General features: G+C 73.6%; 20 protein-coding genes. 15 read left to right on the top strand and 5 right to left on the bottom strand.

Annotated elements, in window-relative coordinates:
* The first annotated feature begins 98 nt into the window (after positions 1-98).
* The 8 genes from AC069X_RS16225 (at position 99) to AC069X_RS16260 (ending at position 8,856) form a co-directional block, all read left to right on the top strand.
* Positions 99-2,297 carry a putative bifunctional diguanylate cyclase/phosphodiesterase gene (locus AC069X_RS16225; protein WP_478729155.1) on the top strand — a complete coding sequence of 733 codons (2,199 nt, stop codon included), beginning with the start codon at positions 99-101 and terminating at the stop codon, positions 2,295-2,297.
* 212 nt (positions 2,298-2,509) lie between these two features.
* Positions 2,510-2,806, top strand: a complete 297-nt coding sequence (gene gatC, locus AC069X_RS16230) for an Asp-tRNA(Asn)/Glu-tRNA(Gln) amidotransferase subunit GatC (protein WP_007266718.1) — start codon at positions 2,510-2,512, stop codon at positions 2,804-2,806.
* 5 nt (positions 2,807-2,811) lie between these two features.
* Positions 2,812-4,311: an Asp-tRNA(Asn)/Glu-tRNA(Gln) amidotransferase subunit GatA gene (gene gatA, locus AC069X_RS16235; RefSeq protein ID WP_478729157.1), complete on the top strand. Its 1,500-nt coding sequence runs from the start codon at positions 2,812-2,814 to the stop codon at positions 4,309-4,311.
* Between the two features lie 62 nt (positions 4,312-4,373).
* Positions 4,374-4,553: a hypothetical protein gene (locus AC069X_RS16240; RefSeq protein WP_478729268.1), complete on the top strand. Its 180-nt coding sequence runs from the start codon at positions 4,374-4,376 to the stop codon at positions 4,551-4,553.
* A 16-nt stretch (positions 4,554-4,569) separates the two neighbouring features.
* Positions 4,570-6,081: an Asp-tRNA(Asn)/Glu-tRNA(Gln) amidotransferase subunit GatB gene (gene gatB / locus AC069X_RS16245; protein ID WP_478729159.1), complete on the top strand. Its 1,512-nt coding sequence runs from the start codon at positions 4,570-4,572 to the stop codon at positions 6,079-6,081.
* 136 nt (positions 6,082-6,217) lie between these two features.
* Positions 6,218-7,210 carry a GlxA family transcriptional regulator gene (locus AC069X_RS16250; RefSeq protein WP_478729160.1) on the top strand — a complete coding sequence of 331 codons (993 nt, stop codon included), beginning with the start codon at positions 6,218-6,220 and terminating at the stop codon, positions 7,208-7,210.
* 174 nt (positions 7,211-7,384) lie between these two features.
* Positions 7,385-7,978: an isochorismatase family protein gene (locus tag AC069X_RS16255; protein ID WP_478729269.1), complete on the top strand. Its 594-nt coding sequence runs from the start codon at positions 7,385-7,387 to the stop codon at positions 7,976-7,978.
* Between the two features lie 68 nt (positions 7,979-8,046).
* Positions 8,047-8,856, top strand: a complete 810-nt coding sequence (locus AC069X_RS16260; protein ID WP_478729162.1) for an alpha/beta fold hydrolase — start codon at positions 8,047-8,049, stop codon at positions 8,854-8,856.
* On the opposite strand, the gene AC069X_RS16265 is transcribed toward AC069X_RS16260, so the two are convergent.
* Together AC069X_RS16265 and AC069X_RS16270 are read right to left on the bottom strand one after the other, a co-directional pair.
* Positions 8,834-9,445, bottom strand: a complete 612-nt coding sequence (locus AC069X_RS16265) for a GNAT family N-acetyltransferase (protein ID WP_478729164.1) — start codon at positions 9,443-9,445, stop codon at positions 8,834-8,836. The two genes, AC069X_RS16260 and AC069X_RS16265, sit on opposite strands and share 23 nt — an antisense overlap.
* Complete coding sequence (locus tag AC069X_RS16270) at positions 9,442-11,577, bottom strand: penicillin acylase family protein (protein WP_478729166.1); 2,136 nt, start codon at positions 11,575-11,577, stop codon at positions 9,442-9,444. Before AC069X_RS16270 ends, AC069X_RS16265 begins: the two co-directional genes overlap by 4 nt.
* 72 nt (positions 11,578-11,649) lie before the next feature.
* Between AC069X_RS16270 and AC069X_RS16275 the strand changes: the two genes are divergently transcribed.
* Entirely contained in the window at positions 11,650-12,384 is a 735-nt protein-coding gene (locus tag AC069X_RS16275; protein ID WP_478729168.1) for a siderophore-interacting protein, read from the top strand.
* A 16-nt stretch (positions 12,385-12,400) separates the two neighbouring features.
* Here the strand turns inward: AC069X_RS16275 and AC069X_RS16280 are convergent, their stop codons facing one another.
* The gene (locus AC069X_RS16280) at positions 12,401-13,213 is read right to left on the bottom strand and encodes a GNAT family N-acetyltransferase (protein WP_478729270.1); all 813 of its coding nucleotides are present in this window, start codon (positions 13,211-13,213) and stop codon (positions 12,401-12,403) included.
* Between the two features lie 61 nt (positions 13,214-13,274).
* Between AC069X_RS16280 and AC069X_RS16285 the strand changes: the two genes are divergently transcribed.
* The 6 genes from AC069X_RS16285 to AC069X_RS16310 all read left to right on the top strand — a co-directional run bounded on the left by AC069X_RS16285 (position 13,275) and on the right by AC069X_RS16310 (position 20,928).
* Positions 13,275-13,667 (top strand): cupin domain-containing protein, encoded by a 393-nt coding sequence (locus AC069X_RS16285; RefSeq protein WP_478729170.1) that lies wholly within the window; start codon positions 13,275-13,277, stop codon positions 13,665-13,667.
* Positions 13,668-13,875: 208 nt separating this feature from the next.
* Positions 13,876-16,110 carry an MMPL family transporter gene (locus tag AC069X_RS16290; protein ID WP_478729172.1) on the top strand — a complete coding sequence of 745 codons (2,235 nt, stop codon included), beginning with the start codon at positions 13,876-13,878 and terminating at the stop codon, positions 16,108-16,110.
* Between the two features lie 27 nt (positions 16,111-16,137).
* The gene (locus tag AC069X_RS16295) at positions 16,138-16,692 is read left to right on the top strand and encodes a GNAT family N-acetyltransferase (RefSeq protein WP_478729174.1); all 555 of its coding nucleotides are present in this window, start codon (positions 16,138-16,140) and stop codon (positions 16,690-16,692) included.
* Between the two features lie 103 nt (positions 16,693-16,795).
* Positions 16,796-17,416: a hypothetical protein gene (locus AC069X_RS16300; protein WP_478729176.1), complete on the top strand. Its 621-nt coding sequence runs from the start codon at positions 16,796-16,798 to the stop codon at positions 17,414-17,416.
* Positions 17,417-17,605: 189 nt separating this feature from the next.
* Complete coding sequence (locus tag AC069X_RS16305) at positions 17,606-17,773, top strand: hypothetical protein (RefSeq protein WP_478729178.1); 168 nt, start codon at positions 17,606-17,608, stop codon at positions 17,771-17,773.
* 80 nt (positions 17,774-17,853) lie between these two features.
* Positions 17,854-20,928: a helix-turn-helix transcriptional regulator gene (locus AC069X_RS16310; RefSeq protein ID WP_478729271.1), complete on the top strand. Its 3,075-nt coding sequence runs from the start codon at positions 17,854-17,856 to the stop codon at positions 20,926-20,928.
* Here AC069X_RS16310 and AC069X_RS16315 read toward each other — a convergent pair.
* Both AC069X_RS16315 and AC069X_RS16320 read right to left on the bottom strand, forming a co-directional pair.
* Positions 20,925-21,155 (bottom strand): DUF6191 domain-containing protein, encoded by a 231-nt coding sequence (locus tag AC069X_RS16315; RefSeq protein ID WP_478729272.1) that lies wholly within the window; start codon positions 21,153-21,155, stop codon positions 20,925-20,927. The genes AC069X_RS16310 and AC069X_RS16315 overlap by 4 nt on opposite strands.
* Positions 21,156-21,205: 50 nt before the next feature.
* Positions 21,206-22,453 carry a PQQ-dependent sugar dehydrogenase gene (locus AC069X_RS16320; RefSeq protein WP_478729180.1) on the bottom strand — a complete coding sequence of 416 codons (1,248 nt, stop codon included), beginning with the start codon at positions 22,451-22,453 and terminating at the stop codon, positions 21,206-21,208.
* Positions 22,454-22,600 lie beyond the last annotated feature (147 nt).

Here is a 22,600-nt window from a genome sequence, read left to right on the forward strand (position 1 = left end):
CCTGTCGTGCGCGGCTGCCTGATGCGCTTTCAGCCGTGATGGCATGACATCGGGGCCATCGCGTGACATCGGCATCGCCGGCTGTGAGAGGGACGGGCATGAAACCCACCGAAAGCGCCGACCCGTCACCTGAATTCGGCGGGGAGATCCCGCCCGTGCGGGCGGGCCGGCTGGGTGTCCTGGGTACCAGGACACCGGAGACCCGCGCCCTCGAACCCGGCGCGGGCGGACCGGGCCAGGAGCGTCGGCGCACCGTACTGCCGCTCGCCCTCGTGGGCCTGGCCGCCGTGGTGCTCGCCGCCGGCATCGCCTCCGCCCTGACCGACCGTCAGGCGCTCTTCCCCGGCGGTCCCGTGGGATGGGGACTCGCCCTGCTCACCGGCATCATCGTCGGCCACCTCGTCGCCCTGGGCCGCGACCGCTGGTGGGGCGGCACCGGATCCGGTGCCGCGCTCACCCTCGCGGTGCTCGTCCTCTACGGATGGATCCCCGCAGGCCTGGTCTCCCTGGCCGTGGTCTCCCTCGTCGGGGCCGCGCGCCGGCAGCGCTGGCGGCAGGGCCTGCTGCACGGCTCCGTCGACATCCTCGGCATCGGCGCGGGCGCCCTCGTACTGGCCGCCTTCGGCGACGCGCCCAGCGTCGAGCAGCCCTGGCTGCCCATGGACTGGGACCTCGCCGCCGCCCCCGAGGTCGCCCTCGTCGCCCTCTCCTACCTGCTGGTGACCCGGATCCTGCTCTGGTTCGCGCTCACCCCGCGCGGCGGCGGGCTGCCCACCGTCGCCCGCGCGACCATCCTGCGCCAGGCCCTGGTCGCCGCCGCCCTGCTCGGCATCACTCCGCTGATCTGCGTGGTCGCCAGCACCCAGCCGGTGCTGCTGCCGCTGTTCGCCGTACCGCTCATCGCCCTCGACTCCACCCTGTGGATCGCCCGCGCCCGCGCCGAGGAACAGCTGCGCGACCCGCTGACCGGACTGCCGAACCGGCAGTGGCTGCTGGAGCGGGCCTGGTCCGCCCTGGACGAGGCTGAACGTTTGGGCACCCGGTCGGCCCTCGTCCTGATCGACCTGGACCGCTTCCGCGCCGTCAACGACACCCTGGGCCACCTCGCGGGGGACCGGCTGCTGCTCCAGATCGCCGAGCGGCTGCGCCAGGCCCTCCCCGCCGAGGCCGAGGCGGCCCGGCTCGGCGGCGACGAGTTCGCCGTCCTGCTGCCCGCCACCGACTCCACCACCAGCGCCCAGCGGGTCGCCCGCGGCCTGGTCGCCGAACTCAGCTCCCCGCTGGACCTCGACGGCCTGACCCTGGTCCTGGAGGCCAGCGCCGGGCTGGCCGTCTTCCCCGACCACGCGCTCGACGCCGAAGGGCTGCTGCGCCGCGCCGACGTGGCCATGTACCAGGCGAAGCGGGACCGCACGGGCGTGGAGGTCTACGAGTCCAAGCGCGACAGCAACACCCCCGACCGGCTCGGCCTGCTCGGAGACCTGCGCCGGGCCCTCGACGCCGGCGAGGTGGAACTCCACTACCAGCCGAAGGTCCGCTTCGACGGACAGGTCGCGGGCCTGGAGGCACTGGTCCGCTGGGTGCACCCGGAGCGCGGGCGGGTCTCCCCGGACGAGTTCATCGCGATCGCCGAGACCTCCGGACTGATGCCGCACCTGACGGAGTACGTCCTGGAGACGGCCCTCGCCCAGGTCGCCCGCTGGCGGGCCCAGGGCCTGAAGGTCCCCGTCGCCGTCAACGTCTCGCCGCGCGACGTCCACACCCCCGGCTTCGCCGGAGCCGTCGCCGCCCGGCTGGCCCGGCACGGGGTCCCGGCGAGCGGCCTCCAGCTGGAGATAACGGAACACGTCCTGCTGGAGGACCCGCAGCGGGCGGCCGACACCATGGCCGGGCTGACCGGGCACGGCGTCAAGATGTCCCTCGACGACTTCGGCACCGGCTACTCCTCGCTGGTGCACCTGCGCCGGCTGCCCGTGAGCGAGCTGAAGATCGACCGCTCGTTCGTGGCACGGCTGGCCGTGGACGCCCAGGACGCGGAGATCGTCCGCTGCACGGTCGACCTCGCGCACTCCCTGGGCCTGCTGGTCGTCGCCGAGGGCGTGGAGGACGACGAGACCTGGGAGCGCCTGCGGGACCTGGGCTGCGACGCCGTCCAGGGCTGGCTGGTCGCCGCCGCGATGCCCCCGCAGGAGGCCACCGCCTGGCTGCTGGCCCGCGGCGAGCGCGGCTGGCGCCGCCCGGCCGACATCACGGCGGAGCTCGCCGCGGCGGCCGCCGCCGAAACCCCGGCCCAGTGACCCGTCGGGGGCGTGGCGCCGGGTGATTCCGCGTGCGCCGAGCGCCGTGCTCCCCGCCGCCCGAGGGGCTGATCCCAGCGACGGGCCCGACCGGTTCGCCGGCCGGCTCCGCTCCCCGCGGAAGCGGGGATGAATATCTGGTGCGATGCGGGGCAACGGCGACCTCTAGGATTGGGGCTACGCCCACATTTCCAACCCCAGAGGATCGCTGCATGCCTGGCATCACGCGCGAGGAGGTCGCCCACCTCGCTCGGCTGGCACGTCTGGAACTGAAGAGCGAAGAGCTCGACCACTTCGCCGGACAGCTCGACGACATCATCGGCGCGGTCGCCCGCGTTTCCGAGGTCGCCGACCAAGACGTCCCGCCGACCTCCCACCCGCTGCCGCTGACGAACGTCATGCGCGCGGACGAGGTCCGTCCCTCGCTCACCCCCGAGCAGGCGCTTTCCGGTGCTCCCGCCCAGGAGCAGCAGCGTTTCAAGGTGCCGCAGATCCTGGGGGAGGACTAATCACCATGGCTGACACCAACATCATCAAGCTCACGGCCGCCCAGACCGCCGAGAAGATCGCCTCCGGCGAGCTCACGGCCGTCGAGGTCACCGAGGCCCACCTCGCGCGCATCGAGGCGACGGACGAGAAGGTCAACGCCTTCCTGCACGTCGACCGCGAGGGCGCCCTGGAGCAGGCCCGCGCCGTGGACGCCAAGCGGGCGGCCGGCGAGAAGCTCGGCCCGCTGGCCGGCGTCCCGCTCGCGCTCAAGGACATCTTCACCACCGTCGGGGTCCCGACCACCGTCGGTTCGAAGATCCTCGAGGGCTGGATCCCGCCGTACGACGCCACCCTGACGCGCAAGCTGAAGGAAGCCGGCGTCGTCATCATCGGCAAGACCAACATGGACGAATTCGCCATGGGGTCCTCCACCGAGAACAGCGCCTTCGGCCCCACCGGCAACCCCTGGGACCTCACCCGGATCCCCGGCGGCTCCGGCGGCGGCTCCGCGGCCGCGCTGGCCGCCTTCCAGGCCCCGCTGGCCATCGGCACGGACACCGGCGGCTCCATCCGCCAGCCCGCCGCCGTCACCGGCACCGTCGGCGTGAAGCCCACCTACGGCGGCGTCTCCCGCTACGGCATGGTGGCCTTCTCCTCTTCCCTCGACCAGGGCGGCCCGTGCGCCCGTACGGTCCTGGACGCGGCCCTCCTCCACGAGGTCATCGCCGGCCACGACCCGCTCGACTCCACCTCCATCGACGCCCCGGTCCCGCCGGTCGTCGAGGCCGCCCGCAACGGCTCCGTCGCCGGCATGCGCGTCGGTGTCGTCAAGCAGTTCGCCGGCGAGGGCTACCAGGCCGGTGTCGTGCAGCGCTTCAACGAGTCGGTGGAGCTCCTCAAGGAGCTCGGCGCCGAGATCGTCGAGCTGGACTGCCCGTCCTTCGACCTCGCCATGGCCGCGTACTACCTGATCGCGCCGTCCGAGGCCTCCTCCAACCTGGCCCGCTTCGACGCCATGCGCTACGGCCTGCGCGTCGGCGACGACGGCACGAAGTCCGCCGAGGACGTCACCGCCCTGACCCGCGAGGCCGGCTTCGGCGACGAGGTCAAGCGCCGCATCATCCTCGGCACGTACGCGCTCAGCTCCGGCTACTACGACGCGTACTACGGCTCCGCCCAGAAGGTCCGCACGCTCATCACGAAGGACTTCGAGAAGTCCTTCGAGCAGGTCGACGTGATCGTCTCCCCGACGACCCCGACCACCGCCTTCGCCATCGGTGAGCGCACCGACGACCCGCTGGCGATGTACCTCGCGGACCTGTGCACCATCCCGACCAACCTGGCCGGCAACTCCGCCATGTCGCTGCCCTGCGGCCTGGCACCGGAGGACGGCCTGCCGGTCGGACTGCAGATCATCGCCCCGGCGATGAAGGACGACCGCCTGTACAAGGTCGGTGCCGCCGTCGAGGCCGCCTTCGTCGAGCGCTGGGGCCACCCGCTGCTTGAGGAGGCTCCGTCGCTGTGAGTTCCAGTGCACTGTCCAAGGCCAAGGGCTTCAAGAAGTCCAGGACCGGGACGTACCTGTCGATGGGCACCACCGCCTTCGGTGCCATCAGCGTGATCAAGCAGGTCCGCAAGGCCCGCACCGAGCAGGACACGCTCCAGCTCGTCGACGCCGTCGTATCCGCAGCCGCCATCGTCACCGGCCTCGCGATCCTGTACCGCGAGCTGAAGCGCCTCGGCGACGACGACGTCCTGCTGGGCTGAGAGGGAAAGTTTCACCGTGACCACCTTCACCGAACTGCTGTCGTACGAGGACGCCCTCGCGTCGTACGACCCCGTCATGGGCCTTGAGGTCCATGTCGAGCTCGGCACCAAGACCAAGATGTTCTGCGGCTGTTCCACCGAGCTGGGCGCCGAGCCCAACTCGCAGACCTGCCCGACCTGCCTCGGTCTGCCCGGCTCCCTCCCGGTCGTCAACGCGATCGGCGTCGAGTCCGCCGTCAAGATCGGTCTCGCGCTGAACTGCGAGATCGCCGAGTGGTGCCGCTTCGCCCGGAAGAACTACTTCTATCCGGACATGCCGAAGAACTTCCAGACCTCCCAGTACGACGAGCCCATCGCCTTCAACGGCTACCTGGACGTCCAGCTGGAGGACGGCGAGGTCTTCCGCGTGGAGATCGAGCGCGCCCACATGGAGGAGGACACCGGCAAGTCGCTGCACGTCGGCGGCGCCACCGGCCGCATCCACGGCGCGTCCCACTCCCTGCTGGACTACAACCGCGCCGGCATCCCGCTCATCGAGATCGTCACCAAGCCGATCGAGGGCGCGGGCGAGCGGGCCCCCGAGGTCGCCAAGGCGTACGTGGCCGAGCTGCGCGAGGTCATCAAGGCGCTCGGCGTCTCCGAGGCCCGCATGGACAAGGGCCAGATGCGCTGCGACGTGAACCTGTCGCTGCGCCCCAACGGGACGAAGGAATTCGGCACCCGCTCGGAGACCAAGAACGTCAACTCGCTGCGTTCCGTCGAGCGCGCCGCGCGCTTCGAGATCCAGCGGCACGCGGCGGTGCTGTCCTCCGGCGGCTCGATCGTGCAGGAGACCCGGCACTTCCACGAGGAGGACGGCTCCACCACGGCCGGCCGCATCAAGGACAACGCCGAGGACTACCGGTACTTCCCGGAGCCCGACCTGGTCCCCGTCGCCCCGGCCCGTGAGTGGGTCGAGGAGCTGCGCGCCGGTCTGCCCGAGATGCCGCGCGTGCGCCGCAACCGTCTCCGCGAGGAGTGGGGCGTCAGCGAGCACGACATGCAGTCCATCCTCAACGCGGGCGCCGTGGACTCCATCGTCGCCACCATCGAGGAGGGCGCCGACTCGGCCGCCGCGCGCAAGTGGTGGATGGGCGAGCTGGCCCGCAACGCCAACGAGCAGGGCGTCTCGGTCGACGAGCTGCCGATCACCCCGGCCCAGGTGGCCCGGATCGCGGCGCTCGTCGCGGCCGGCGACCTGAACGACAAGCTGGCCCGTCAGGTCATCGAGGGCGTCCTCGCCGGCGAGGGCACCCCGGACGAGGTCGTCGACAAGCGCGGCCTGAAGGTCGTCTCGGACGAGGGCGCGCTCGGCGCGGCCGTGGACGAGGCCATCGCGGGCAACGCGGCCATCGCCGACAAGATCCGCGGCGGCAAGATCGCCGCCGTGGGCGCCCTGGTCGGCGCGGTCATGAAGACCACCCGCGGCCAGGCCGACGCGGCGCGCGTCAAGGAGCTCATCCTGGAACGCCTCGGCGTCGAGGGCTGAGCCACCGGTTCCCGACGAAGGCCCCGCACCGGAATCCGGTGCGGGGCCTTCGCCGTGCCCGGGCCCGCCGGGGCGTGTCCGGATGTGACGGGGAATCGTCATTGCCGCCATGCGGGGGTCACGTGAGGATGGGTGCATGCCCACTTCGCACCGGGTCGTCATCGCGGTCTTCCCCGATGTCGACCTCCTCGACGTCACCGGTCCGGCCGAGGTCTTCGCCCTGGCCAACCGGGAGACCGGCGGGCGGGCCGGCTACGAGGTCCTCCTCGCGGGGCCCGTCGCCGGGCCGGTGCGGACCTCGGCCGGGGTGCGGCTGCTCACCGACGTCGCCTTCGGGGAGGTCGGCGGGCGGGTGGACACCCTGCTGGTGCCCGGCGCGGTCGACATGACCGAGTCCGGGCCCGTCGCCCGGATCGAGGACTCCGTCGTGGCGTGGGTGCGGGAGACCGCCCCGCACGCCCGGCGGGTGGCGTCGGTGTGCGTGGGGGCGCACCTGCTGGCGGCGGCGGGGCTGCTGGACGGGCGTACGGCGACCACGCACTGGTCGACGGCCGCGCAGCTGGCGGCCGACCACCCGGAGGTCGCGGTCGACCCCGATCCGATCTTCGTACGGACCGACCGCGGCCGGCTCTGGACCGGGGCGGGGATCAGCGCCTGTCTGGACCTGGCGCTGGCCCTGGTCGCGGAGGACCTGGGCGAGCAGGCCGCGCTGGCGGTGGCCCGGCAGCTGGTGATGTACCTCAAGCGGCAGGGCGGCCAGAGCCAGTTCTCGGTTCCGCTCAGCCGGCCGGCCGCCGGGCGGCGGGACATCGACGACCTTCGGCTGTGGATCGCCGACCACCTCGACGCGGACCTGTCCGCCCCCGCCCTCGCGGCCCGGATGTGCCTGAGCGAGCGGCACTTCGCCCGCGTCTTCACCCAGGAGACCGGCACCAGTCCCGCCGCCTACGTCGAAGCGGCCCGCATCGAGGTGGCCCGGCGGGTGCTGGAGACCACCGACAGCCCGCTCGACCAGGTCGCGGCCGCCGCCGGTCTCGGCTCGGCGGAGACCCTGCACCGGGCCTTCCGCCGGCAGCTCGCGACGACCCCGGCGGCCTACCGCCGCCGGTTCCGTACGCAGGCCGGCTGAGCCGCACCGACCCGTTGGAGGAGGAAGGGCGGCCTTGCCATGCCTTCTTCCATGCAATTTCTCCCTTTTGGAAGGTTTCTCATGAGCGCGAACACGAACACGAACACGAGCACGAACGGGAGCGGGAGCGGGAGCGCGGGCGCGGGTGCCGCCGCGAGCGCCGCTTCCGCGACGCTGCGCGAGGTGAGCGGGCTGGAGGGGCGTCCGGCCCGGCTGGCGGACTCCGTTCTGGTGATGATCGATTTCCAGAACACCTACCGCACCGGCGTGATGGCCCTGGACGGCGCCGAGGAGGCGCTCGCGGCGGGCGCCCGGCTGCTGGAGCACGCCCGTGCCGCCGGTGCGCCGGTGGTCCACGTCGTCAACGACGGCGGCGAGGGCACCCCGTACGACATCCGCGCCCGCATCGGCGCCATCAGCGACGAGGTCGCCCCGGCCGGAGGTGAGGCGGTGGTGGTCAAGCGGGCCCCCAACGCCTTCCACGCCACCGAGCTGGAGAAGGTCCTGACCGGCCTCGGATGCGGCGCGGGCAGCGGCAAGGACCTGGTGCTGGCCGGGTTCATGACGCACATGTGCGTCACCTTCACCGCCGAGGGGGCCTTCTACCGCGGCTACCGTCCCACCGTGGTCGCCGAGGCCACCGCCACCCGTCCCCTGGCCGCCCCGGACGGCTCGGTCCTGCCCGCCGCCGCCCTCCAGGCCGCCGCGCTGACCACGGTCGGCGACCTCTTCGGCCTGGTGGTGCCCGGGGTGGACGACCTTCTGTAGCGGTCGCTAGTCAAATCGGGTAGGTTTCTTTCTGTAGCGACCGCTACGAAAAGAAACGGGGGATCCTCATGTCCGCGATCACGTCCGGGGTGCGCCGCGCCCACTACGCCCGCACCGCCCGCACCGGGAGCGGCGGCCCCGGCCTGCTGCTCGCCCACGGAGCGGGCGGGTCGGTGGAGGCCAACTTCGGGCCGCTGCTGGACGCCCTCGCCGCCCGGCACAGCGTCGTCGGCGTCGACTACCCGGGCGCCGGGGACACCCCGGAGGCGGAGGGGCCGCTGAGCCTCGACGAGCTGGCCGACCAGCTCATGGCCGCCGCCGACGCCGAGGGGCTGGAGCGGTTCGCCGTGCTCGGCTACTCCCTCGGCGGGAGCGTGGCCGTCAGGGTCGCCACCCGGTACCCGGAGCGGGTGAGCGCGCTCGTGCTCACCGCGGCCTTCGCGCGGGCCGGCCACGCGTTCGGGCTGCTGGGGGAGATGTGGTCCGAGCTGGGCCGGCGCGGAGAGAACGAGCTGCTCGCGCGGCTCCTCGTACCGCTGGTGCTCGGTCAGGAGCAGCTGGAGGCGCTGAGTGCCGAGCAGCTGGAGGACGCGGTGCGGGGGACCGCGTCCTCGGTGACGCCCGGGGGCTGGGCCCAGGCCGCGCTGATCAAGGGCATGGACCTGCGCGCGGAACTCGCGGGGATCGGCGTACCGGTCCTGGTCGTCGAGACGACCCTGGACCGGCTCGTGCCGCCCGCCCTCCAGCGGGAGCTGGCGGACGCCCTGCCGGACGCGCGGCGCGCGGAACTGCCCACCGGGCACCTTCCGTTCGCCGAGCGCCCGGCGGAGTGGGCGTCGCTGGTCACGGAGTTCCTCAGCGGGCGGCCGGCGCGCTGAGGAAGGCCAGGCGGGCCGGCTTGGCCGGGAGGTGGACCTCGGGCAGGTCGATCTCCGGAAGCTCGACCTCCGGGCCGAGCACGAAGCCGGTCCGCTCCAGCAGGCCGATGGCCTTGGCGTTGCGGGCGTCCGGCTCGGCGACGACGCGCCGGACGGCCGGGTCGGAGAAGACGTAGGTGATGAAGGCCGTCATCAGGGATCCGGTGAAGCCGTGCTGGACCCCGCCCTGGCTGGGGCCGATCAGCAGGTGCACGCCGACGTCCCCGGGCCGGGCCTCGTAGCACTCGCTGACCCGGTCCTCGGAGCACTCGTACGTCTGGAAGAGCGCGACCGGCTCTCCGTCGCGGGCGACCATGAACGCGTGGTGGGTGGTGCGCCGGTCGACGTCCTCGTAGATCTCCTGGACCAGTTCGCGGCTGGCCTCGGCCATGCCCCAGAAGCGTGCCCGCTCCTCGGTGACCCAGCTGTGGATCAGCGCGGAGTCGGCGGCGGGGTCGACGGGGGTGATCGTGACCGTCCCGAAGCCCTCGACCTGCTGGGTGTGGACGGGCGTACGGGCGGGGGCGGGGGCGGGGGAGCCGGTGATCATGCGGATTCCTTGGTGAGGCGGGCCCAGTCGGTGACGACGGGTACGAGTTCGCAGCGCGCCCAGAGGGGGAGCTGGTCGCGGTGGTGGGGGGAGCCGGAGACGCCGTCCGCGCCCAGCGGGACCGCCCAGAGGCTGTCCTCGCGGCGGGCCAGGTCCCAGACGTAGCGGGCCGCGGAGGCGCGGGCCGCGAGGTCGGTGAAACCGGGCACGGAGGAGGTGGCGTTGACGCAGTCGTGGTCCCCGCCCAGGCCCGGCCACTCGGCGTCCGGATCCGGCAGCGCCGACCAGGGGGCGAGGACGTGCAGCCGCGACCACGGGGTGTCGGGGGCGTCGGCGGCGGCCGTCTCCTCCAGGGCGGCGCGCACGTGCGCGGCGCGGTCGAGTCCGGGCAGGAGCGGGGTGGTCAGCAGGCCTTCGAGGGCGTAGCCGACGCGCGGCAGCAGGTACAGCCAGGGGTGGAACACCTCCGGGCCGGCGGGGGCCGGGGCCAGGCCCGCGAAGACGGGATCGGCGGCGAACCGGCGTACGGTCGCGGTCCGGAAGGCGGCGAAGACGGCGGCGTCGGTGCTGTCGGCGTCCATGTGCCGGTCCCAGGCCAGGAGGCGTTCGCGGAGCCGGGCGGCGGCGGGGGAGAGGCCGTCCGGGGCGGGCAGCAGCGCGAGCAGGGGTCCGGCTGAGCCCAGGTAGGTGTCGCGGTGTACGTCGGCCATGGCCTTCGGGGACCAGTCCGCCGAGCCGCTGAGCAGCTCCCGGATCCGGTCGGCGCGGTGCGGGGGCGCGAACTCCACGCCGAGGGGGGAGGCGATGCCGCGCGCGTTCGCCATGACGGCGAAGCCCTGCACCGGCTCGGCGGGGGTGGGCGCCCAGCCCCGCCAGGCGTGCCGTGCGTCCCAGGCGGGCACCGGCCGGAGCCGGTTCGCGGCCTCGCGCAGGGGTACGGCTCCCGCGACCCGGTGCAGCAGGCCGCCTTCGGAGTCGGCGGCGTGGACGACGTTGACCGGCTCGGCCCAGCCGTCGAGGGCGCGGTCGACGTCGGCGACGGTACGGGCACGCAGCAGGGCGGGCAGTGCGGCGAAGCCGAGGTCGCGGCGGACGCGCGGCGGGTAGCGCAGGGAGAGGGCGTCGGCGCCCGCGGGGACGAGGCCCGACGCGTTCCCGGCGCCCTCAGCGCCCTCAGCGCCCTCAGCGCCCTCCGGGTTCTGCGCGCCCTCCGCGTGCTCCCGGACGACGACCGGGCCGCGCGCGGTCTCCAGGACCTCGACCTCGACGTCATCGCCGCCGGCCACCGCGATGGTCTCGGTGTGGCGCGCGACGGGCTCCCAGACGCCGTCGGGGCCCAGCGCCTCCAGGCCGTCCGGGGTGGGGCGCAGCCGCTCGGCGTAGAGGTCCTGGTAGTCGGCCATGGCGTTGGTGATGGCCCAGGCGACACCGCCGGCGTGGCCGAAGTGGGCGAGGCCGGGGACCCCGGGGACGGCGAGGCCGAGCACGTCGTACTCGGGGCAGGAGATGCGCATCTGCTGGTAGACGCCCGGGTCTTCGATGAAGCGGTGCGGGTCGCCCGCGATGATCGCCGCACCGGTGGTGGTCCGGTCGCCCGGGACGAGCCAGCCGTTGCTGCCGGCGGTGCCGGGGCCGTCGGTCGCGAAGAGGGTGGCGGCCCCGTCTCCCAGGACGGAGGCGACGCGCTCGCGCCAGAGCTTGGTGGCGAAGCCCGCGAAGAGGATGTGGGTGGCGATCCAGACGGAGAGCGGGACCCAGGGCTCCCACGGCGTGGGGATGTGGCCGGTGCGGGCGAAGCGCTCGTCGCGGGAGGCGCCTTCGGCGAGCCCGGCGTTGACGCCGTCGACGTAGGCGCGGAGCCAGGCGGCGGTCTCGGGGTCGAGGGCCTCGTGGCAGCGGCGGGCGGTGTCGTCGAGGCGGGCCTGGCGGGCGAAGCGGTCCCAGGGGACGCAGTCGGCGCCGAGGAACGCGGCGCTGGAGCCCTGCGCGCGGTGCCGCTCGACCTCGAGCTGCCAGGCCCGGTCGAGGGCGGTGACGCGGCCCTGGGCGTAGGCGAGGCGGATAGGGTCGGAGGCGCGCAGGTGCGGGATCCCCCAGCTGTCGCGGTAGACCTCGTAGGGCTCTGTAGTCACGCTGCTCACTTTTCCCCAGGCGTCTTAGGTTAGGCTGGCCTAACTATAAGGGCGTCGGGGGAAGGGGCGGACATGGCGGTCGGCAAGGGCTGGGAGGGCGTGGTCCTCAAGCTGCTGCGCGGCAAGGACTTCACGTTCACGGTCACGGGGGCCGAGGAGGTCACGGAGCACTTCCGGCGGGTCCGCTTCACCGACGGCGGCCTCCTGGCGGCCGCGGGCGATTCCCTGCACCCGACCATGTGGGTCCGGGTCTGGTTCCAGGGCGGCGGCCGTCCGCACCAGCGGGCCTACACGCTGGTCGACCCCGACCCGGCCGCCGGGACCTTCGCCTTCGAGTTCGCCCTGCACGACGGGCTGGCCAGCCGGTGGGCACGCTCGGCCCGGCCGGGGGACACCCTGGAGGCCACCGTCCAGGGCACCGGCTTCAGCGCCCCGGACCCGGAGCCGGAGCGGCTGCTCGTGATCGGCGACCCGGCCTCGCTGCCGGCCGTCAACTCCCTGCTGGACGCCTATCCGCGGACCCCGGCCACCGTCTGGTTCGAGACCCAGCACGCCTCCGACGCGGACCTGCCGGTACGGGCCGAGGCGGGCCGGCACGACATCCGCCGGGTGGCCCGGGACGGCAGCGCGCTGGCCGACCGGGTCAGGGCCGAACTGCCGGAGCTGCTGGGCCCGGACCCGGCCGCCGCGTACGTCTGGCTGGCCTGCGACACGGCCACCACCCGCGGCCTGACGGCGTACCTCAGGAAGGACCTGGGCCTGCCCAGGCAGCGGGTGAACAGCCTGGGGTACTGGCGCGCGAGCTGAGAGGACTCGCGGCGCGTCAGGCGGTGCGGCCGGGCCAGACGTACGGGGTCGTCACCCCGAGGACGCCGAAGCCCAGGCGCTCCAGGATCGGGCGGCTGTCGTCGGACGCGTCCACCTGGAGGTACGGGATCCCGAGCTCCCGGGCCACGCGGGCGCGGTGGGCCACCAGCAGGCGGTAGATGCCGCGGCCGCGCCACTGCGGGTCGGTGCCACCGCCCCAGAGTCCGGCGAAGGCACTGCCGGGCCGCATCTCCATCCGGGCCGCGCTGACCGGGACGTCCCCGGCCATCGCCACCACGGCCTCGATCGTCTCCGGCTCGTCCAGCACCAGCCGCAGCATCTGCTCCCGGATCCGGGGCCGCTCGGTCCCGAAGGCCCGCCGGTGGACCTCCATCATCAGATCGACCCCGGCCTCGTCCGTGACCACCCGCAGGGTGATTCCCTCGGGCGGCTCCACCGGCAGGGCGGCGAGGTCGGCCGTCCGGCCCACCAGCAGCGTCTCCGGCGGCTCCGGCACGAACCCGGCCGCCAGCAGCCGGTCCCCGAGGTCCGCCGGGCGGTCGTGGGAGTACAGCTTCCACTCGAACTCCGGCCCGCCCTCCTCGTCCCCGCGCGCGCCGAAGTGGGCCACCTGCGCCGCGATCTCCGCGTCCGCGGTGTCCTCGTCGAGGTCCGACCAGAGCACGCCGTTCCAGCCGAGCCCCGGCACGGTCTGGCGTACCACCGGGCCCACCCGTTCCACCCGCGCGTGGGAGGAGTCGGGCCGGGCGTCGCGCCGCATCTCCCGGTCGTACCGGTCGCGCACCTTCAGGAGTTCATCGGGATCCATCGTCATGGGGGTCACCTGACCAGCTGTCCGGCCGTGCATACAACTGGATTAGCCTCGTCCCGTGAACGACGACTCCGCCATCTACACCGGCAAGGCCACCCCCGACGCCGCCGCCGACCGGGGCTGGCTCCTCGGCCACTTCAAGAATCCCGGCGATCCCCGCCACAGCGAGGACGTCGAGATCAAGTGGGGGGTCCACCCCAAGGGCGAGGAACGCGACCGCTGGGTGACCGGCGAACGGCGCACCGCCCTCCAGGTGCTCATCAGCGGCCGGTTCCGGCTGGAGTTCCCCGGCCGCACCGTCGTCCTCGCCGAACAGGGCGACTACGTGGTCTGGGGGCGCGGGGTCGACCACTCCTGGTACGCGGAGGAGGACACGGTGGTGCTCACCGTGCGCTGGCCCTCGGTCCCCGGATACCGGGCCGACGAGCCCTCCGTCCCCGCGCACCAGTGACCAAGGTCCCGCATCTCGCCGCAAGGCTGTGACGATCAACACGAAACCAGCCAACGATCACGAAAGGGTGGAATCGTGTCAATCGAGGTGTAGACCACCCCGGCCGCGGTGGACCTCGCGGCCGCACCTTCACAAGTCCACGAGTTCATGAGTTCTTTGCGTCGGGCCACCTCCCGGTGAAGATCCGAACCACCAGGGAGCACGTCCGTTGGCAGCAATCGCACGGTGGTGCCTGCGGCACCGTCTGGTCACCGTCCTGATCTGGCTGCTCGCCCTCGGCGGGACCGCCGCGGCGGCCGGAGCCGCCGGGACCGCGTTCTCCAACGACTACGAGGTCCCCGGCACCGAGTCCGCCAAGGCCCACGCCCTCCTGCGCGAAGGGTTCCACGGACAGGGCGGCGACACCGACACCATCGTGTGGCGGGCCCCGGACCACCGGACGGCACGCACCCCGGACATAGAACAGCGCATGACCCGCGCCCTGGACGCCGTCGCGGCCCTCCCCGGGGTGGCCTCGGTCGCCGGCCCCTACGGACCCGGCCCGGCCGCCGCCGCCCGGATCAGCCCCGACGGCCGCACCGCCTACGCCGTGGTCACCTTCGACCGGCCGGCCGACTCCGTACCCAAGGCCCAGGCCAAGGCAGTCGTCGACACCGCGAAGAACGCCGCCACCCAGGCCGACGGCCTCCAGGTCGAACTCGGCGGCCGCGCCATCGGGCTCACCGAGGCGCCCACCGCGCACCTCGCCGAGGTCATCGGCGTCGCCATCGCCGCCGTGGTCCTCTTCCTCGCCTTCGGCTCCCTCGCCGCGAGCCTCCTGCCCATCGCGACCGCCCTCGTCAGCGTCGGCAGCGCCTACTTCGGCATCACCCTCCTCGGGCACGCCATGCCCGTCGCCGACTTCGCCCCGATGCTGGGCACCCTCGTCGGCCTCGGGGTCGGCATCGACTACGCCCTGTTCATCGTCACCCGGCACCGCAAGGGCCTGGCCGGCGGCCTCACCGTAGAGGAAGCCGCCGCCGGCGCCGTCGCCACCACCGGCCGGGCCGTCGTCTTCGCCGGAGCCACCGTCTGCATCGCGCTGCTCGGCATGCTCGTCCTGCGGCTGAACTTCCTCACCGGGGTCGCGATAGCCGCGTCCCTCACCGTGATCCTGACCGTGGCGGCCTCCGTCACCCTGCTGCCCGCCCTCCTCTCCTACATCGGCATACGGGCCCTCTCGCGCCGCGAACGGCGCAGGCTCGCCGCCGAAGGCCCCCGGCCCCAGACGCCCACCGGCTTCGCCGCCCGCTGGTCGGCCTTCGTCGAACGGCGCCCCAAACTGCTCGGACTGGCCGCGACCCTGGTGATGGCGGTGCTCGCGCTGCCGACCCTCTCGCTCCACCTCGGCACCTCCGACCAGGGCAACAACCCGGCCACCTCCACCACCCGCAAGGCCTACGACCTGCTGGCCGACGGCTTCGGGCCCGGCACGAACGGACCGCTCACCGTCGTCGCCCGCCTCGACGGGGCCGGGGACCGCGTCGCCGTCGAGCGCCTCGCCGATGCCCTGCGCACCACCGACGGCGTCGCCTCCGCCGGCCCCGCCGTCCTCAACCGCAGCGGGGACACCGCCGTCCTGACGGTCGTACCGGACTTCGCGCCGCAGTCCCGGGCCACGAGCGAACTGGTCGACACCCTGCGCGGCGAGGTCATCCCGCGCGCCGCGCACGGCAGCTCCATGGACGTCCACGTGGGCGGGGTGACGGCCGGCTACGACGACTTCGCCGAGGTGATCGTCGGCAAGCTGCCGCTCTTCGTCGGGGTGGTCATCGCCCTCGGCTGCGTCCTGCTGCTGCTCGCCTTCCGGTCCATAGGCATCCCGCTCAAGGCCGCCGCCATGAACGTCGCGGCCGTCGCCTCCTCCTTCGGCGTCGTCGTCGTGATCTTCCAGTGGGGCTGGGGGAGCGAGCCGATGGGGCTGGGCAGCGCCGGCCCGATCGAGCCCTTCCTGCCGGTGATCATGGTGTCCGTGCTCTTCGGACTGTCCATGGACTACCAGGTCTTCCTCGTCAGCCGGATGTACGAGGAATGGCTGGAGACCGGCGACAACCGGCGGGCCGTCCGCGTGGGCCTCGCCGAGACCAGCCGCGTGATCAACTCGGCGGCCGTCATCATGATCTCCGTCTTCCTGGCCTTCGTGCTCAGCGGAGACCGCCTCATCGCCATGTTCGGCATCGCCCTCGCCGCGGCCGTGGCCCTCGACGCCTTCGTGCTGCGCACCCTGCTCGTCCCCGCGCTCATGCACATGCTCGGCGGCGCGAACTGGTGGATCCCCGCCTGGCTGGACCGCAGGCTCCCCCGCATCAGCATCGAGCCGCCGGAACACGCCACGCCCCGTGCGACACTTCCGTCGCAGCGGCCGGACGCCGACCACGCCGAACCGGCCCGCACGTCCCGCTGACCGGTCACGAGCCGTAAGGAAGCACTCATGTTCGCGATAGACCTGGCCGACGACGCCCAGCTGTTCCCGCTGGAGGTCTGGCACGCCGAGGAGTTCCTGGCGCACATGGACCGGGGCCGCGCGTTCATCGGCGAGTTCATCAGCCTGCCGGACCGGGTCACCGACCTCGAATCGGCGCGGCACCTGCTCGGTTCCAAGGCGGAGGAGGCCGCCCGGGACGGCGCCCGCCTCTACGGCATCCGGGTCGACGGCACCCTCGTCGGCGGGGTCCTCTTCCGCACCTTCGACGCCGACGCCGGCACCTGCGAGGTCGGCTGCTGGCTGGAGCCCGCCGCGGCCGGCCGGGGCCTCGTCACCAAGGCCTGCCGGATCCTGATCGACTGGGCCTTCGACGTCCGCGGCATGCACCGCGTGGAATGGCACGTCGCCGCCGGCAACGAGAAGAGCATCGCCGCCGCCCGACGCCTCGGGCTCACCCGCGACGGCGTCATGCGGCAGAACCACCTCCACCGCGGCGTGCGCCAGGACACCGAGGTCTGGGCCGTCCTCGCCCACGAACGGACCGCCTCCCGCCAGCCGTGACCCCCACCGCCGCGGGCCCCGCCCGGGGCCCGCGGCCCACCGGCGGCGCAGCCTCCCGAGACCTCTCAGGAACCTCTCAGAAACGCCGCCTACGGTGCCCGGCATGGACACCACGAAGACCCCCGTCCCGGCCGCCCCCGACGCGGACGCGGACACCCCCGGGGACAACCCGGCCGCCGCTCCCACCCCGGCAGCCGCCCCCGCCGCAGACCGCGACGAGACGACGGCCGACACGGCCGAGGCCGCCACGGCCGCCGCCGACGAGGACGCCGCCGACGAGGACGGAGCCGTCGACGAGGACCTCGGCGCGGAGCTCCCCGAGCAGAGCACCGGCGTCGGTGCCGCCGCCTCCGCCGTCGTCGCCGCGGGCCTGGGCCTCGTCGCCCTCAGCGGCAGCTGGGTCTCCCGCGTCGCCGCCGAGCGCCAGACGCTCATCGGCCAGATCGAGTCGGTCAGCGCCACCACGGCCAAGGAGAAGATCGCCGCCCTGTACGCCGACGCCTGGCACATGACCGCCCTCGTCAACGGCGTCCTGTCCACCCTCGCCCTCCTCCTCGCCGCCTTCGTCCTCGCCCGCCCCGCCTTCGGCGCCCCCGGCAGGGTCCACCCCGCCTGGGTCCGCTCCGTCTCCTGGGCCGCCGTCGCCCTCGGCCTGCTCGGCGTCCTGCTCTTCGGCCTCATGTACTTCGACCTCCTCTTCCCCCTCCCCACGGCAGCCGAGTAGGCACCGCCTTACGGGATCTCCCGCCCGGTCTTAGGCCGCCCCAGGCCGCCTCAGGGTCCCCGGCCCCCGGCCTAAGGCCCCCGGCACCGCGGAGATCCGGCATGAGCCCCATGTGCCGCACCCCTCTGGGAGGCGAATCTTGGATCACACCGAACGAGGTGCCCGAGAAGAGCGACCAGGGAGAACGAGATGTTCGAGTACGAGATCGCCACCGCCCGCCGCGCCGACCTCATCCGCGAGGCCGAGCTGTACCGGATCGCCCAGGAGGCCAAGAAGGCCTCCCGCGCCTCCTCTCGCGGCCAGGAATCCGAGAGGACGGTGAGGGGACACCGGAGCCTGTTCACCCGCGCCGCGTAACCCGCGCCGCGGACCACGTGGACCGACGCGAGATGACGAGCACACCGATAACGACTGCCGCCGGGCCGGACCCGTGTGCGATGCTCGGCGGCGTGGAGACCAGATCTGTCAGCCCGGTGTTCGTCGGCCGAGCCGACGAACTGGCCGCACTCGTGGACGCCCTTGCGTGCGCCGCGGACCAGGAGCCGCAAGCCCTGCTCATCGGAGGAGAGGCCGGCGTCGGCAAGACCCGCCTGACCGAGGAGTTCCTCACGGAGGCCGCCCGCCGCGGAGCCGTGGTGGCCGTCGGAGGCTGCGTGGAGATCGGGGCGGAGGGACTTCCCTTCGCCCCCTTCTCGACTGCCCTGCGCACCCTCCTGCGCCTGCTCCCCGACGAGCTGGCGGCGGCCGCGGCCGGACAGGAGGACGAACTCGCCCGCATCCTCCCCGAACTCGGCGAGACCCCACGGGGCCCCCACGACGAGGAGAGCACCGCGCGGCTCTTCGAGCTCACCGCCAGGATGCTCGAACGGCTCGCCGCCGACCGCACCGTCGTCCTCGTCCTGGAAGACCTCCACTGGGCGGACACCTCCACCCGGCACCTGCTCGCCTACCTCTTCCGCACCCTCGCCCGGGGCAGGCTCGTCCTCGTCGCCACCTACCGGGCCGACGACATCCACCGCCGCCACCCGCTGCGCCCGCTGCTCGCCGAACTCGACCGGCTCCGCACCGTCCACCGCATCGAACTGGCCCGCTTCAACCGCGCCGAGGTGCGCCGCCAGCTCGCCGGGATCCTCGCCTCGCGGCCCGAGGAGAGCTTCGTCGAATCGGTCTTCGACCGCTCCGACGGCAACGCCTTCTTCGTCGAGGAACTCGTCGCCTCCCGGGAGAGCGGCTGCCGCACCGGCCTCACCGAATCCCTGCGCGACCTGCTGCTCGTCCGCGTCGAAGTGCTGCCCGACGCCGCCCAGCGCGTGGTGCGCATCGTCGCCGAGGGCGGTTCCACCGTCGAATACGCCCTGCTGCGCGCCGTCGTCCAGCTCGGCGAGGACGAACTGATCGAGGCCCTCAGGGCCGCCGTCGGGGCCAACATCCTCCTCGCCTCCGCCGACGGGGACGGCTACCGCTTCCGCCACTCCCTGGTCCGCGAGGCCGTCAGCGACGACCTGCTGCCCGGCGAGCGCGCCCGCGTCAACCGCCGCTACGCCGAGGCCATGGAGACCGACGGATCCCTGGTCCGCGCCGAGGAGCGGGTCATCCGGCTGGCCAACTACTGGTACGCCGCGAACGACCCCGCCAAGGCCCTGCCCGCCGTCCTCGCCGCCTCCGTCACCGCCCGCCGCCGGCACGCCTACTCCGAGCAGCTCAGCCTGCTGGAACGGGCCATGGACCTGTGGGACAGCGTCCCCGACGAGGTCCGCGCCGAACTGCGCCCCGCCGACTACACCGAGGTCTACCCGCCCTGCGGCTGCGACCCGGCCACCACCCCGCTCCAGCGCCTCGACCTGCTCGCCGAGGCCACCGTCGCCGCACGCTTCGGCGGCGAACGCGAACGCGCCCTGAAACTCACCAAGCTGGCCCTGCGGACCCTGGAGGAGGACGGAGACGACCCCCTGCGCGCCGCCTGGTTCTGGACCGAGCGCTCCCGCCTCGTCGCCAACCTCGGCCGGGGTGACGGCTGGGAGGAGATCGCCACCGCCCAGGAACTGGTCAAGGGGCTGCCCCCGTCCCAGGTGCACGCCGACGTCCTCGTCCGGGCCGCGGGCTGGGGCATGCTCCACAACCCGGGCCCCGGCAACCTCGCCGCCGCCGAACGGGCCGTCGAGTACGCCCGGATGATCGGCGCCGAGGAGACCGAGCTCAACGCCCGGATCACCTACGGCTGTCTGCTCATCGACTCCGGCGACGGCACCACCGGCCTCGCCGAACTGCACGCGGTCAAGGACCGCGCCACCGACCTCGGATTCACCGTGGTAGCGGGCCGCGCACATGTCAACATCACCTCTCAACTCGAATCCATGGGCCGGTCCCGCGAAGCCGTGGAACTGGCCGAACAAGGGGTCGAACTCGTCAGCAGGTCCCGGCTCCTGGACACCGAGGCCTGGGTCTGCGGGAACATGGCCGAGAGCCTGTACAGCCTGGGCCGCTGGGACGAGGCCGCCGAAGCCGCCCGCCGTACCCTGCGCGTCGGCCAGAGCGCCGCACCGCGCGGCTCCGCCTCCGCGCGCCTGGCCTACCTGGCCCTGGCCCGCGGCGAACTCACCGAAGCCGCCCAGCAGATCGCCGCCGCCCACGCCCACTTCGGCACCCACGACAGCCAGCCCCAGCACCGGCTCCCGCTCTACCGGCTGGCCATCGGCGTCGCCGAGGCGGAGGGCCGCATCGCCGACGTCCGCGCCGAGACCGCCGAGGCCGTCGCCCACGGCTTCCCGCTCGGCCACCACCGCTACGCCTGGCCCCTGCTGCTGGCCTCCGCCTCCGCCGAGGCCGACGCCCGGGGCCTGCCGGTGGCCGACGCCGGCCGCGACGCCGCCCTGGACGTCCTGCGCACCGCCGCCCGCACCCTGGCCACCCCGGCCCCGGTCTGGCTCGCGCACGCCCGGTACCTGGAGGCCGAGCTGCTGCGCGCCCAGGCCCGCGACACCGTCGCCGACTGGACCGAGGTCGAAGCGGCCGTACGCCCCCTCCAGCGCCCGTACGTCCTCGCCCGGGCCCGCCACCGCCTCGCCGAAGCCCTGCTCGTCTCCGGCGGGGACCGCGAGACGGCCGCCGACCTGCTCCGCGACGCCCACGCCGCCGCCGACCGGCTCGGCGCCCGACGGCTCCGCGAGGACCTGGCCCTGCTCGCACAGCGCGCCCGGCTCCCGCTGACCGCCGAGGAGTCCCACCCGGCCGCACCGGCACCGGACTCCGACCCCATGGAGGCCCTGGGCCTGACCAGCCGTGAGCGGGACGTCCTGCGCCTAGTCGCCACCGGCAGCACCAACCGGCAGATAGCGGAGGAACTCTTCATCTCCCCGAAGACGGCCAGCGTGCACGTCTCGAACATCCTGGCCAAGCTCGGGGTCGCCGGCCGGGGCGAGGCCGCGGCCCTCGCCCACCGGCTGCGCCTCTTCACCGCCCCGCTCGCCCAGGCCGCCGGGGCGCCCCCCGCAGCCCGGGCGGGCCGTCCCTAAGCCCCGCCGGCCGAGCCCCCGGCGCCGGGGTCCCCGGGGGCTCCGGTCTCCCCGGTCTCCCCGGTCTCCCCGGGGTCCCCGGCGGGGCGTATGAGCACCTTGCCGGAGTCGAGGTCTATGGGCCCCCGCCCCGGGTCGCCGTCACCGACGTCGGTCCGGGACAGCTCCAGGCGCTTCTTCTCCTCGTCCGTGTGCCTGCGCCCCGGGTTGAACAGCTCCTCGATCATGTTGAACACCGCGCCCTCCCAGCCTTCCGCCCCTCTCGGGGCCTCTCAGGTCACCGCACCGTCAGTCTCAGGATCCTGTCGTCGCCCGCCTCCGGCGAGCCGCGCCCGTCCGTCTCGCTCGTGACCAGCAGCAGTCCGTCCCCGCCGAGCGGCACCACCGTGCGCAGCCGGCCGTACTTCCCCTGGAGGAAGGCCTCCGGCTCCGCCGCCGGAGCGGTGCCCTTCAGCGGGATCCTCCACAGCCGCTCGCCCTTCAGCCCGGCCATCCAGATCGAGCCCTCCGCCCAGGCGATCCCGCTCGGCGAGGCCTCGTCCGTCTTCCACACGGCGACCGGTTCACGGAAGCCCGCCTTGCCCGCCTTGCCCTCCGCCTCCGGCCAGCCGTAGTTGCCCCCCGGCTCGATGAGGTTCAGCTCGTCCCAGGCGCGCTGGCCGAACTCTGCCGCCCACAGCCGCTTGTCCTTGTCCCAGGCGAGCCCCTGCACATTGCGGTGGCCGTAGGAGTAGACGACCGAGTCGGCCTCGGGATTGCCGTGCACCGGCTGTCCGTCCGGTGTCATCCGCAGGATCTTCCCGCCCAGTGATTTCTTGTCCTGGGCCAGCCCCGTGTCCCCGGTCTCGCCCGTCCCGGCGTACAGCATCCGGTCCGGGCCGAAGGCGATCCGGCCGCCGTTGTGGATGAGCCCCTTGGGGATGCCCCGGAACACCGTGTCGGGCGCCCCCAGTTGCTGCCCGGCCGGTCTCGTCTCGTCGTAGCGCATCCGGGCGATGCGGTTGTCGGACTCCGTCGTGAAGTACGCGTAGACCATCCGGTCCGAGGCGAAGGACGGGGACAGCGCGAGACCCAGTAGCCCGCCCTCCCCGCCGGGGGCCACCCCGGGGACCCGGCCGATCTGTGTCACCGCGCCCGTGTCCGCCCGCACCCGGCTGATGGTGCCCTTGTCCCGGGAGGCGACCAGCAGGTCCCCGCCGGGCAGCGGTGCCACGCCCCAGGGGGACTCCAGCCCCTTGGCCGCCTCGCCGGTCACCGTCACCGACCCCTTCGCGGGCGGCCCCGACTCCTCCGGCCGCCCCGAGGCCCCCGGGGACGCCGCTCCCGCCGGTGGTGAGCCCGATGGGGAGCCGCCCGGCCCGGGCCCTCCGCCGGCCGACGGGGAACAGCCCGCCGCCAGCAGGGCTCCGCACCCCGCCAGTGCGAGCGCCGCCAGCACCCCAGGGCGCCGCGCGCGCCCGCCCCCGTACCCCGGCGCCGCCTCGAAGGCCTGCGCCCCGCCCCTGTGGAACTGTCCGTACCGCATGATCCCGCTCCCCTCCGAGCGACCGACCGGCCGGCCGACCGGCCGGCCGACCGTCCGCGTCCGTGTCCCGTGTCCTCCAGTCCTGCCCTTCACCAGACCCAACAGACCCGGACGGTCCCGAAGTTCCATCCCTCGTACACCCGATCG

The organism is Streptomyces sp. NPDC043896 (assembly GCF_056435605.1).